Source organism: Streptomyces sp. 4F14 (assembly GCF_048159485.1).
Lineage (GTDB): Bacteria > Actinomycetota > Actinomycetes > Streptomycetales > Streptomycetaceae > Streptomyces.
On record NZ_JBLRVY010000037.1, the window covers coordinates 1 to 12,500 of the forward strand.

The window sequence follows — 12,500 nt, forward strand, 5'->3', positions numbered from 1 at the left end:
CCCCCCCCCCCCCCCCCCCCCCCCCCCCCCCCCCCCCCCCCCCCCCCCCCCCCCCCCCCCCCCCCCCCCCCCCCCACGACCGGGTCATCGGGGCGGGACGAGGTCCGCGTACACGCTGATGACCGCGTGGACCGCAGCCTCGCTGAGACCGAGAATCTCCAGGTTGCACACGGCGGTCATGTCGGGTCCGGACACTTCCAGGTGGGCGATTCCCTCCACCTGCCAGCGCCCGGAGAGCTGAGAGGAGTAGCGGGGGGTGTCGGACGCGTCCTCGTCGTGGCCGGGCAGCGGGCGGCTGTCGCCCACGCCGAGGAGCCCTGCGGTCTGTTCGTCCAGCCACTGGGCGGCGTCGCCCTGGAAGTCGGCCGGGTCGTGGAGGTCGGCCTCAGCGGGGTCGGGGGTGTCGCCGACGGCGGCGAGGAGGGGAGGCACCAGGCTGAGGGGGAGCAGGGCGAAGCGGAGGCTGTGCCCGTGTCCGTTGCGCGCGTAGGTGTTGAACCATCGCCCGGACGTTGTGCCGTGACCGAACTTGACTTCGGCCCAGGGTTCCTCGCGGGGGCGGGAACGGGTTACCTGGGGCCGGATGCCCCGGGTGAGCAGGAGCCGGATCGCGGCCCGTGAGATGCGGCCGTGCTGGACGGTGCGGGCGACCTGCTGGCGTGCGGTGTGCCGTGGGTCGGGGAAGGCCAAAGAATGCTCCTGAGAGTGGGGGTGCCGGGCCCGGTTTGTCCTGCGGACCCGGCGGGAGGCGAGGGGAAGGGCCGGGGCCGCCGTGCGGCGGCCCCGGGGAGTTACAGGACGGCGGCCACGCGTTCACCGAGCCATTGCGCGACGTTGCAGCTCACGGCGTTTCCGGCCTGGACCGTCTTGGCGGCGTTGCTGGGGCCGGTGACGATGTAGTCCGGCGGGAACCGCTGGGCGCTCATCTGCTCGCGCCATGCCAACATCCGGAACCGGCAGTCCTCGATCCGCGGGGCCTGCCGCAGAAGACCGGCGGAGTCATGAGTGGAGAGGGTGTGCAGCGGCTCGGAGGTCGGCTTGGCCCCGGCGCCCTTGCGGTAAGGGATGACCAGCCCGTGATGGTTCCCGCTCGCCGTGACCACGGCCAGCGGCTCTTCGATCCGGCGTGCCTTGCCGTGGTTGCGCAACTCGACTATGAACGGGGGCGCCGCCAGATCCGGTGACGCGGTGGCGTACGGGAAGGACCCCGGCGGCGGGATGAGCAGCCCTTCGCCGATCTTCGCGGCCCGGACCGGCAGCGGGGCCAGGTCCGGACGGAACGCTCTGCCGTCGTGTCCGCTGTGGTTCAGGGTCACCATGGAAGGGTGGGCGGGGAACATCTCCAGCCCTGCCCGGATCCGCGCCATGGTGTTGTCCGCGAGCGGATCGAGACCGTGTTCGTGGCGGTCGGCGATGCGGATGCCTTCGTCGTTCCAGTCGATGATGGAGGACGCGGGCTGGACGTACGGTTCCACGACCCCGTGCCCGCCGGGGCATGTGTAGTCGTACTGCACCCCGTATTTGCCGACCCCCTTTCTCCGGGGCCGCTGCCCCTTGCGGGGCGGGCGGAGCTTGCGCCACGTCTGTACCGCGTGGACGTCCTCGTCGCAGACGGTGCAGAAAGCCAGCGGCGTCGGCCTGACGTCCGGGAGGCGGATTCCGGCCTTGGTGAAGACGATGTACAGCCGGTCGCGCCACTCAGGGCTGATTCAAAGTCCTGGTGATCAAGTGGCGTTGCTGGTCAGGGCAGTCCGATCATGTCCAGCGGTCGGGTGAAAGGTGTGTAGGAGATCTCGCGCAGGCCGGCGGCGATGCTGCGGTGCCCGGCGGTGCGCAGGGTGCTGATCGCGAAGCTGCGCAGTGTGGCCATGTTCTCCGGTCCGTGTCCGGTGCGGATCTTCGAGGCGTCCTCGCCGAACGTGGTGTCTCTGACGTGGTGCACGGCCTCGATGCCCCATTGCGCTCGGGCGAGTTGGCCGATGGCCTGGGGAGACGCTGCCCGTGCCGTCAGGTCGGTGATGGCGTAGACGGTCTCACGGGTGATCTTGCCGGTCTTGACGTCGGTGCGGTGCCGGTGAACCTTCACGGCCTGCGCCAGGTACGGGAAGTCCAGTCCGAGACCGGTGACGGTGAGCGTACGTACCGAGCGGGTCTCGCGCCGCCCGTGTCCCGCGTCGCGGTCGTAGCGGCGGGCGGTCACCTCCTTCCATGGCAGCGAGCGCAACGTGTCGTGCAGCGTCGGCTGGTTCCGCTTGACCACGAGCAGGTAGTGCGCCCTTTTCGCCTCGACCAGCCATCTGGCGTGGTCACGGTGGGTGTGCAGGGCGTCGGCGGTCACCACGACCCCGGCCAGGTCGAACGGGGACAGCAGCTTTGTGAAGCCGGTGACCTCGGTGGTCTTGTCCGGTACCCGCAGCTGGCTGACGGTGCGTCCGCCTTCCAGGACGGCGGAGAGCAGGTGGGCGGCCGGGGCGGTGTCCGTGCGCGAGCCGCGGGCGGTCTTACCGTCCACGGCCAGGTGCCGGCTGCCCGTCGGGGCGCATCCGAGCAGGTCGGCAAGCCCGCCGGGACATACCAGGGTCAGGAGGCGGCGGATGGTTGAGCTGGACGGTGCACGGCGCACGCCCAGCGGACCGGCGGCGCGCACGCCGAGGCGGGCGAGCGCATCCAGGGGCGCGTGGCGGGCCCACTGGCCCACGGCCAGATAGGAGCGAGCCCCGGCCAGCACCGCGCAGCAGGCGGTGAGCAGGACCGATACCAGCGAATGGCGCCGTCCCCGTCGATCTCGTGGATCGCGAAGAACGGCCAGCCGTTCGGCGACACCGTTCACGCCGCGCTGGGCGGCGGTGGGCGACTTGGTCAGGCAGACAGTGGCAGACTGGCGACACATCGAAGCTCCGGACGGGCAGGGCGACTTGGGAAGGTCACCCCGTCAACCGGAGCTTCGTTGTGTCCGTGACGGACTTCCACTGGATCGTCACACCTCAGCGACCTGCACGTTTCCATGACCCCCAGGACTTTGAATCAGCCCTGTCGCGCCACTGGGGGGCGGGGATGTTGGACGCGTCCCCGATGTGCGCCGACGAGACGCACACGATCTGGTAGTTGTAGCCGAGCTGGGCCATTCCGGCCAGCCACCAGTCGAACAGCTCCCAGTCGGTCGCGAATTCAATGACATTCTCGACCAAAATTGCCTTGTAGCGGTGGAGTTGTACGGCGCGGATGACCTCGTACGCGGTGGCCCTGGTCCGCGCGAACGCCTTGTCGGGGAGGGCTTTCCACTCCTCGTCGTCGAGTTGTCCGCTGGTCCGGGGTCGGCCCCCGGCGGGACTTATCTCCGTACAGATGGGGCTGGCCCAGAGGATGTCGGTCCTCGGTAGGCGCCTCATGTCGTAGTACTCCATCTCGGCGCACAGGTGTTCGGCGTCGGGATGGTTGGCGGTGTGGGTGTCCACGGCGATCTGCCAGTGGTTGGCGGCGAGTACGAGCCTGAGTCCTGCGTGGACCAGGCCCGTACTGGAGCCGCCCGCACCCGCGTACATGTCGGTGAAAGTGAGACTCAAATGTGTTCCTACGCATGCGGGGTCTGGCCGCGCCGGACGAACTCTGCCCCCTGTGCCCGGCGCGGCGGAGAAGGTGGAATACGGCTACGCCCTGCGGGAGCGGAGGGTGATCCAGGTCGCGGTCTCGATGACGTCCGCGACCGTGGTCACCTGGAAGGTGCAGGCCTGCGCGCTGCGGATCAGGTCCCAGGCGGGCCCCGTGCTGAGGTGGACTTCCAGGACGCGGGCGATGCGGCAGCGGGAGTTCTCGGCCTGCGGGGAACGGCGCGGTCCTGCCGGGCTCCAGTGCGGCGGGAGCTGCGGGAAGGCCAGGAACGGGGACGCGTCCCCGAAGAGCTCGTCGAACCAGCCGGGCACCGGGCGTTCCGCTTCGTTGCCGAGGGCCAGGGGCCAGTGGTTGTGAGCCAGGGGAATGCGGTTACTCATGGATTCCTCCGGGTGTTCGGCTCGTGGTGCCGGGCCCGGAGTTGCGGGCCCGGCACCAGGTAGAGGCGGGGTGGCGGCCGTCAGCCCCCGTAGGTCTCCACAACCCGCTTCTCGACGGTCAGCAGGCGGCAGATCCGGGCCACGACCTCGGCGGGGACGTCGACGGTCGCGCCGCTGTAGCCGTCGGCGTCGAAGACGACCACCCGTGCTCCTCCCGGTGCGACGTGGACGGTGCGGCGCAGTTCGGACAGGTCGGCGAGAAGGCCGTAGAGCTTGTCCGGGCCGTCGTGGCGTTCCCCTTCCACGGGGGCGCCGAGCGGGTGATGGCCGCCGTAGCGCGCGGCCGTCGCCTGGAGGTAACGCATGGTCGCGGCGACCATCCGGGGGAAGTCGGAACCGTGATGGACGACACCGATGTGCCGGTCGATGCCCTGGTGCTGCACGTGCCAGTTCTCGATCAGTTCGGCGCGGCTGGGCAAGTTCCTTTCGCCCCCGATGGTCAGGCAGGTGGAGTCGGGGAGCGGGATGCGGATGACGTAGCCGACTCCTCCTTCGGCGGGAGCGATGTCGGCGGTCATGCCGTGCTCGCGCAGGGAGACGAGGGCGGGTGCGTACTGCGTCGCGAACTCGTCGGCCGGGTAGGCCATGGTGATCGCCCAGCTCACGAGCGGCTCCGGGTCGACGCTCCAGGGCAGTTTGCCGCCGTCGACGGTCATGCCCTCCGGAGACTCACGCCGCCAGAGAAGGACGAACGGCGAGGAAGGCCGGGGCCCTTCGGGCCACACCGTCACTCGGTCCCCGGAGCCGGGGAGGGTGAACGTGACGGATTTGCCGTAGTGGTGGTCGGAGTCGACCTGAGCGCCGTCCCGGATGGCGGCGGCGAGGGCGACCATGGTGATCGGAATCTCGTTCTCTGTCACGACGTGACTCCATTCTGCGGTGTGGATCGCGCGGGGCTTTGCCCTGCCCCGTCGCATTTCTGATTCATGGAAAACGTCAATGTTCTACGGTTCTCGCAAAATCCGCTGTGGAGTTTTCAAAGAGCAGTGTTTCTGGTCGTTCCGTCTTTTCAGGGCTCTCGTTTCGCCTGATTCTCGCCCCGTTTCGACATAGGTAAATCTAATCTTTATGGGGTGGGGGGTCAATCTTTAAAGGTCGGCCAGGGGCGGGAATCCAGAATGTTCTCTGCATCCGAAGAGCTGCACCGCTCCCGGGCGGGGTGGCGTGCACACGGCGGCGGCGCGGCACCGATCCCGGTGTGATGCCGGTGAGTGTCCCCCGCCCTTTCCCGGTGAGAAGAAAAAGAGGCCCGAGCGGGAGGGGTGCAAGAACGCGGCGGAGTCTGTTCTTGCACCCCTCCCGCTCGGGCCTCACACTCGGATGCCGGGAAAGCGGATGCCCCGAGAGTGTCGCAGAACCGGGGGGCGCCGGATCCAGGTAAGGCGTCGTTCACGGATCAGGCAGGTATGAGGAGCCTGCGGCAGGTCGCGCGCCACAGCTCCTCGAAACCGTCCCTCTGCTTCGCGATCACACCGCTCGGTGCAATGGCGTGGAACTCCTCGGCGCAGGGATAGGTGGCGGCACGCGAGAGGGTCCAGCTGCGGAGATGCCCGAGCGGGTGGAGAGTGCTCGCCTCGACCCGTTCGCCATTGGCTGCGGCGCGACGGCGGACGAGGCGCGTCACCTGCGTGCGCGATCCGGTGATCACGATCTCGACGGACCTGCTCGCCCGGCCCTTGCGGGCAGCGTTGCGGCAGGCCGGCTGCGGTGTTCGGCAGGAGGGGCCGTGCCACTGCCGGCACGGTGGCGTCCGCCCGCCGGTTTCGGGGTCGATGCAGCCGGGCCACGGTGTCCGGCAGGAACTGCCGTGCAGGGCTTTGCAGTCGGCGCTGCGGGCCGCCGGGAACACGCGGCGCACCCGGTACAGGGCCCACTCTGTGCGGGCCAGATGCTCCTCCAGTGCCCGCAGGGCCTCGGTGTTGCCGTCCTCGTCGACGCGCTTGTACAGCGTCTCGCCCGGGTAGAACGAGCCGGCCTCGTTCAGTGCCATCGACGTGTACTCCAGGGCCAGTACCTCGACGGCCTGGGGAAGGTGGTCGCGCATGCGTGCCATGTGGGCCGGGCGGGACGAGCAGGCTCCTGAATAGACGCAAAAAGTGCAATGGGATTTCGGCCACACGAAACCGAATTCGGTGAAGAGGCGCGATTCCACCACGGTGCGCCCCCAGTTCCTTTCGATCAGCGGATACGTTACCGTGCAGACGGTCCGTCTGGCTTTGGCGTTGTCCTGCTGCTGGCAGGCGTCATACTTCGTCGCGCGTTTGCGTTCTCCGGCATGGTAGCCGATGAGCTTCCTGAAGGTGGTGCGGGGAAATTCTTTTTTCGCCCACTGGTCCAGGGGCCAGCCTTTGTATTTCAGGGAGCATGTGTTACCGCCCGCAGCCTGGACGACCGTGCCGTTGAGGGACAGTTCGTCCATGAGTGTCCAGTGCCCGCGCGGGACGAAGTGCTGCGGTGCGCGTGAGTCGGCTAGAACTTCCCATCCGTCCGCCTCAAACGGGCCGCAGCGTGCGACCTGGATATACCTGACTTGGTGGCGCCGCAGGAGAGGGAAGACATGGTTCTCGACGAGCCGGACGGTGTCCTGCCATTCCGACCCGACCGTCGCTGTGACTACGATCAGGTCCGAGAGATCCGGCTCCAGGCCGTAGCCGGCCGGATCGCGGAGCATGTCGATCAGGACGAGTGTCGAATCCGCTCCCAATCCGTAGGAAAGCACGGTCGTCGGTTTGGTGTCGGCCGTGGGGAGAGGCGGATCGTCCCACAGGCCGAGTTGCAGCTGAGGATCGTGGATGCTCATGCGTGACCTCCTGTGGCAGGCCCGGCCTGCGGTGAGTTGTGTCGGTGAATCCGTGGGGGCGTCGGTGCGGCCGGGATCCCCCTCGTCGGGGAGGGCCTGCTGTACGGGCGGCGGCCGGGCCCGGCGGAGGCTGCCCGAAAGGCGGGAGGGAACGGGGGAATCCTCCGGGCGGTGCCGCCCGCGCGGGCCTTTGCGGTCGGCGCGGGCGGCGGCGATGCGGGAGCGTCAGGACGTCGGGGGGTGGTCGGTGAGCCTCACGCTGCGGATAGTGATGCCGTCCCACGCGTCGGCGTTGGCGTGAGCACTGATCTCCGTGAGGAACCGTTGCGTGGCGACGGCGCGAGCTTCGGCCTCGGTCGGGGCCTCCTGTGCGGGGACGGAGCACTCCCAGACTCCGTCGTTCCCGCCGTCGTCGGGGTGCTGGAACTGGATCACCCATGTGCCGGTGGACGAGAACAGGACGGTGTCCTCGCACGTGATGCGGAGGGGGACGGACGTCTCGCCCCAGATGTGGGTACCGACCGCGGTGATGCTGTCCAGGTGGACGGAGACCTGAAGGGTGCCGTCGTCGTCGATGTAGAAGTAGGCGTAGGCACCTGCAATGGTGAGGGACGGAAGGCACGGCGATTCCGGGTCGCTGTAGTCGGCGACGGAGAAGTGGGCGTCCCGATTCAGCTCCCGGTACAGCGCGGCCTTCTCGTCCTCGGTCCCGTTGCTGTCGTGCTCGTAGGGCCCGAACCGGAGCTGCCCGTGCCCGGGACGTGCGGTTCCTTCCCGGGCAGGCTCCACCCTCGGCTGGCCCGCCCGTCCCACGAGCATGGAGGTGAGCCGACTGCCCGGCCGGGCGTTGGTCGGGCGGGCAGCGGCGAGATCACTCGCACCGGGAAGAACCGTGGGCTCCTGTGAACCCTCTTCGGCGTTCCGGCCTTCGTGTTCGCGTATGGCATCGGCGATGTCCTGTGCGACGGAATCCGCGCTTCCCGCGGGGCCGGGTGCGAACCGGGCTATTTCACCGGAATGCCAGAATACCGATTCCAGGACCAGATGCACATTGTCCTCGACGTGGAGGGTATAGGTTTCCTCGGACTCGGTGAGGCTCGAAAAGTTGCTGTGGACACCCCACTGGCCGACTTCGGAGGTCCAGTCGTCTCCGAGTATCTCGGCAACGCGTAGCGTGATGTCTGAGAGAGTGCGCAAGGCTTGTTGTCCTTTCGGTTCGTGCGGGAATTCTGGAACGCGTGGCTCTCTGCCGGTACGACGGTTTCCGGCCGGAGAGCTGACGGGTCGGCGAGAGGCGGGCTTTCCGGGGTGGTAGAGGCGGCTCTTCCCGCCCCGGAAAGAGAGGTCTATTCGAGGAACAAGAAGCCCTCGGGGTTCTTGCGGACCATCTGGAGAAGCATGGCGTCCGGGCCACCCTTCGCCATGATCAGCATCCCGCAGAACTCTGCCCCCTGATTCTCGGTCAGAGGCGAACGTCCATGCGTTTCGAGGAAACCATCGATCTCGTCGAGAATGTCATCGGGGTGAAGGAAGATGCTGTCCGCCCCTAGCGTTCCGGCCGGTTCTCCGTCCGTCCAGAGCTGCACCGTGAAGGATCGGAGAACTGGGTCGAAGACTGGCCTGATATGCGTCTTCTCATCCAGCTTGAGGGACAATTCGTCATCCATGAAGCCTCATTTCCGCGTGAGGGTTGGCTGGGGAAATTCGACACCCCGTTTCGACATGGGTAAATCTAATGAAATGCGGTGTTCTGGTCAATGCTGGAAAGTGCTTAACGACGGGGAGATGGATAATTCTTTCCGGGATTCACGGGCGGGGTTCGCGTGTTTTGTGCGGTTGGGTGACGGGCTCGGCCCAGGAATAGCACTGCCGTGGATGTCGGCCCCTGGCCTTGCCGGTGAAGTGGGCCACCATCGACCTTGCGCGGAATTGGCCGGGGCCTGCTGGACTCGATCGCCGGGCGGGACCCCATCCGGACTCGCCCGGGCGGGCGCCGGACGTGGTGGCCGGCCGGGTTCGCGCGGCCTGCGGCGACGTCCGCGAGCGGCTGCCCGGTGCATGATGAACGGTGGCCGTGGTGGGGCTCGGCGGGACGGGATCCTGCGCCGCCCGGCTGCCGTTCGATGTCGTCAGGGGTGTCGGAGCTGCTGCTACGGCTCGGGGTTCGGACGGCTTGGCGGCTCTGGCGGTGAGGCTGTGCCGGAGCCGGTGACCTTGGTGAGGATCAGGTCCCGGACGGGTGGGGGTGCGACGAACGGGGTCTGGAGGATGTGCCACTGACAGCCGGGGAGCAGTCTGTCGAGCTGTACGAACATCTGGCACTGGAACAGCCAGACCAGGGCTGAGGACGCGCTTCTTGACGGTGTCCCGTTGGCCTCGCGCAGTGCTGTGACGACGGACAGCCCGGACAGCAACTGCCTGCCCTGCACCCACTCCTCGACGGCCGTGCCGATCTGCCCGGCTTCGAGTTCTTCCTCGACGCGTCGGCACAGGTCCAGTGCCCACTGCCGAACCCGTACCGCGGTGTCCCATCCGGCGGCGAGGTCGCTCAGTGGAGCCGTCTCCGCGAGTTCCCGCAGAAGGGTGGGGGAGGGAGAGTCGGGGACGAAGGCCAGGGAACCGTCCGTCGCGAGAATGCTGGCTGCGGCCCCCGGAGCGTCGGCCTGCGTGGTCTCGACGAGCGAGGCGATCGGATTGGCTGTCGTGGCGGGATTCAGGGCGCGCAGCAGGGCACCGATGTCCTGGAGGGGGACGGACCCGCCCACGGCCGCCGTCACGGCGGTCAGCGTGGCGTCCTGAGGAGTCAGCGGCTGCGGCTCGCTGTTCTGGTCGAGCTCCAGGATCTCGGGCGGGAGCCGGCCGAGGACGCGCGCGATGCGCTCGTCGATACGGCGGACACGGGCCGGGACGAGGGTGAGGACCAGGCCGCGGTCCGCGAGGTGCTGAGCGGCCTGGTCAAGCCGCGCGTCCGGATCAGAGCCGTCTGCGTCGTCTCCGCCGGGAAGGACGTCGGTGTCCACGGAGGCCCGGAAAGCGGCCCGGACCGTCTCCTCGGGCACGGGGAGACCCTCGGCGAACATGAGGAGCGCCAGGTCCGTGGGCCGTTTGCCGCGCCCCGCGAGGCGGCCCAGCGCGAGGACGAGGTCGAAACTCTGGGGTGGCGGTGAGGACGTGCTGCCCCGTCCCCGGCCCAGACCGCCGCCGGGGATGTTCCCCGGGAGAAGCCCGTTTTGCCGCCAGCGGGTGAACTGCTTGACGGTGACGGTGACGCCGTGACGTGCCGCGTGGTCGATGAGGCGCTGGTCTGCGGCACTGGGCGGCTTGCTGGAACCCACGGCGGGACATTACCGGAACGCGTCGCGCATGCGGACGGTTTTTGGAGACCCCCCATCTTCGTCCGGTCTCCTGGGTGGCTGCCCTGCACAGTGGCCGGGGAACCGGGCAGGTCCGGCTGATCACTGTTGTTGCGTGGCAGTCGTCCTGCGCGCTGTTCGTCATCCGCGTCTGCGGAGCCGCCCGTTTGAGGGCGGCGCCGCAGACGCCCGAGGGGTAAAGGGAGCACCGCTCATGACCATGGACAGGGACGAGTTTCGCCGGCAGGACGCTGGCGATGAGGGCGGGGGGCTGTACCTGGCGGTCCTGCTCCTTGCCCTCGTGGTAGGGCTGCTGGTCACCGGGGCGGCCGTCTATGTCGCCTGCGAGCACCCGGTGCTCGCGCAGCCGCTGGGAGTGGGGGCAAGCGTCATGAGCGCGCTCGCCGGGGTGGCCGGCGCGGTGATGCGTGTTGCGCGGCGCTGACGTGTCGGCCCTGTCGTCCAGGGAGCGTCTCCGCGCCGGGGGTGTCGTAGACATCACCGTGGAGCGCGGCGAGCCGTCCGGAGCTGGGACAGCCGGGGCCGGACGAACACCGGAGGGAGCGCTGCGGGCCGGGAGGCGGGCCTTCCGAGGAAGAGGGGCATCGGAGGGTCGGTCCGGCATGGTGATCGACCGCAGCGCCGTCGCCGTGCGAGGACGGTACCGGACGGTCGACAAGGCGGCGGCTGTCGAGGGGTTCGGGCCATGCGCTTCATCTCGCGGACACCGTGGAGGCGGAGTCCCGGAGAGCTGACTCGGTCATCCGGATCAGGATCTTGGTGACGGCGGGGTGGCCGGCTTTGTCTGCGGGCAGTCGATGCCCTGCACCGATGACGGGCTCGTGCAGGCGCGCGTGGGGCAACTGCCGAGCCAGTTCACGGGTTTGGGGCAGGGGGATCCAGTCGTCCAGCTCACCGGTGACGATCTCGACCTGGTCGGCGAGACTGCCGAGGGCGTGCAGACCGTTCTCCGTGGTGTAGGCGCGCATGGATCTCCACAGGTGGGCGATGTGCCGTGTGGTGGTGCGGTGGATGGCCTGGCGGCTCGGCGGCGGGACGGCACCCTGTTCCTGGGTCTCGGGACGGAGGGCCCACGGGTGGCGGTTCGGCAGTTGGCACCGTGCGGCGTCGGCTGCGGCCGGCAGCCAGCAGAGGGGATACGAGTACCCGGCGCGGGCTGCCGCCTTGAGCCAGTCGAGCGGCCGGTTGCCCGGCGCGAGGCGGGCGGAGCTGCATGCCGTAGAGATCAGGGCCACGCGGGGGCTGCGGCGCAGAATGAGGTCGGGGTCGCGGGCGGCGACGGTGAGGGCTGCCATGCCGCCCAGGCTGTGCCCGGCGAGGACGACCGGTCCCCGCGGCGCTGTCACGTCGATGACGTGGGCGAGATCGGCTCCGAGCCGCCCGACGGTCGTGGCGGCGCTCCCCGGGGCGGAGTTGCCGTGGGCTCTCTGGTCATAGCGGACGACCCGTACCCTGCGGGCGGACAGTTCGCGCACCTGGAGGCGCCATACGTCCGCGGTCATCAGGAAACCGTGGCTGAGGACCACCGTCACGCCCGCGTCCGGCGGACCGTCGGTGTACACCGCCAGCCGGGCGCCGTCGTCGGTGACAAGAGATGAACGTGTCGTGCCCGGCGTCGCATCTGCCGTCACAGGACGATCCGCAAGTCGATCGCGTCGGCCACGTCCAGGCCACGGTTCGGCACAAGACCGAGCATCGCCATGTTGCGTACGTACGAGGTCTGCGGCAGGACCGGGCCGCCGAGGTGCTCGACGATGAGCAGCATCCGCCAGTTCGCCCACGACAGGGAGACGGCGAGGGAGGCGAAGCCTGTATCGCGGGCGAGGTCGGCGACGAGGCCGGCGAGCGCGGTGCCGAGCCCGCGGGACTGGAAAGAGGCTTCGGAGCGGTCAGCGACCAGCAGCTTCATCTCGCACGTGTCGGGGGCGTCTGGGGATTCGGTCATCGACGCCATCGCCACGACACCATCGGATCCGGCCGGGGTGACCAGAAGCACGCAATGGCGCGGGCTGTCTGCCCGGCGTCGCCATTCCATAGAGGTGAAGCCGGGAAGATGGCCTCCGTAGCAGGCGGTGAGGCTGCCCGTGCTGCACCGGCTGTGCAGGTCGTCGATGAGAGGAAGATCCTTTACGGCCGCAGGACGGGCGTGGGCGATGGTTCCGTCGTCGAGAGTGAGGAGCATCGCGCGGCGGGTGTCGGTGAGGAGCGAGGGCACGAGGGAGATCTCCCATGCGAAGTCGGATTGGCTGATTCGGGTGGTCGGACGTGTCGCGGTAC

13 protein-coding genes are annotated in these 12,500 nt (G+C 68.7%); 1 reads left to right on the plus strand and 12 read right to left on the minus strand.

The window, feature by feature from the left end; all coding sequences use genetic code 11:
• Positions 1-84: 84 nt before the first annotated feature.
• From ACLZOT_RS42670 to ACLZOT_RS42715, 10 genes are all read right to left on the minus strand, one after another.
• Complete coding sequence (locus tag ACLZOT_RS42670; RefSeq protein ID WP_416974615.1) at positions 85-690, minus strand: hypothetical protein; 606 nt, start codon at positions 688-690, stop codon at positions 85-87.
• Positions 691-791: 101 nt separating this feature from the next.
• A complete protein-coding gene (locus tag ACLZOT_RS42675) occupies positions 792-1,475 on the minus strand; it encodes a hypothetical protein (RefSeq protein ID WP_416974616.1) in 684 nt (227 codons plus the stop codon).
• Positions 1,476-1,741: 266 nt separating this feature from the next.
• Positions 1,742-2,890: an ISAs1 family transposase gene (locus ACLZOT_RS42680; protein ID WP_416974617.1), complete on the minus strand. Its 1,149-nt coding sequence runs from the start codon at positions 2,888-2,890 to the stop codon at positions 1,742-1,744.
• A 94-nt stretch (positions 2,891-2,984) separates the two neighbouring features.
• On the minus strand, positions 2,985-3,563 hold the full coding sequence (locus tag ACLZOT_RS42685) for a DNA cytosine methyltransferase (RefSeq protein ID WP_416974618.1): 579 nt from the start codon (positions 3,561-3,563) through the stop codon (positions 2,985-2,987).
• Between the two features lie 84 nt (positions 3,564-3,647).
• The gene (locus ACLZOT_RS42690) at positions 3,648-3,989 is read right to left on the minus strand and encodes a hypothetical protein (RefSeq protein WP_416974619.1); all 342 of its coding nucleotides are present in this window, start codon (positions 3,987-3,989) and stop codon (positions 3,648-3,650) included.
• An 80-nt stretch (positions 3,990-4,069) separates the two neighbouring features.
• Positions 4,070-4,909, minus strand: coding sequence for a hypothetical protein (locus tag ACLZOT_RS42695; protein WP_416974620.1), 840 nt, complete (start codon positions 4,907-4,909; stop codon positions 4,070-4,072).
• Between the two features lie 536 nt (positions 4,910-5,445).
• Positions 5,446-6,849 carry a hypothetical protein gene (locus tag ACLZOT_RS42700; protein WP_416974621.1) on the minus strand — a complete coding sequence of 468 codons (1,404 nt, stop codon included), beginning with the start codon at positions 6,847-6,849 and terminating at the stop codon, positions 5,446-5,448.
• A 225-nt stretch (positions 6,850-7,074) separates the two neighbouring features.
• Entirely contained in the window at positions 7,075-7,668 is a 594-nt protein-coding gene (locus tag ACLZOT_RS42705; protein WP_416974622.1) for a hypothetical protein, read from the minus strand.
• 527 nt (positions 7,669-8,195) lie between these two features.
• Positions 8,196-8,516 carry a hypothetical protein gene (locus ACLZOT_RS42710; RefSeq protein WP_416974623.1) on the minus strand — a complete coding sequence of 107 codons (321 nt, stop codon included), beginning with the start codon at positions 8,514-8,516 and terminating at the stop codon, positions 8,196-8,198.
• Between the two features lie 483 nt (positions 8,517-8,999).
• Positions 9,000-10,184 (minus strand): hypothetical protein, encoded by a 1,185-nt coding sequence (locus ACLZOT_RS42715; RefSeq protein WP_416974624.1) that lies wholly within the window; start codon positions 10,182-10,184, stop codon positions 9,000-9,002.
• Positions 10,185-10,416: 232 nt separating this feature from the next.
• Between ACLZOT_RS42715 and ACLZOT_RS42720 the strand changes: the two genes are divergently transcribed.
• The gene (locus tag ACLZOT_RS42720; RefSeq protein ID WP_416974625.1) at positions 10,417-10,647 is read left to right on the plus strand and encodes a hypothetical protein; all 231 of its coding nucleotides are present in this window, start codon (positions 10,417-10,419) and stop codon (positions 10,645-10,647) included.
• Between the two features lie 268 nt (positions 10,648-10,915).
• On the opposite strand, the gene ACLZOT_RS42725 is transcribed toward ACLZOT_RS42720, so the two are convergent.
• Together ACLZOT_RS42725 and ACLZOT_RS42730 are read right to left on the minus strand one after the other, a co-directional pair.
• Positions 10,916-11,854: an alpha/beta fold hydrolase gene (locus ACLZOT_RS42725; RefSeq protein WP_416974626.1), complete on the minus strand. Its 939-nt coding sequence runs from the start codon at positions 11,852-11,854 to the stop codon at positions 10,916-10,918.
• Entirely contained in the window at positions 11,851-12,438 is a 588-nt protein-coding gene (locus ACLZOT_RS42730) for a GNAT family N-acetyltransferase (protein ID WP_416974627.1), read from the minus strand. Before ACLZOT_RS42730 ends, ACLZOT_RS42725 begins: the two co-directional genes overlap by 4 nt.
• Positions 12,439-12,500 lie beyond the last annotated feature (62 nt).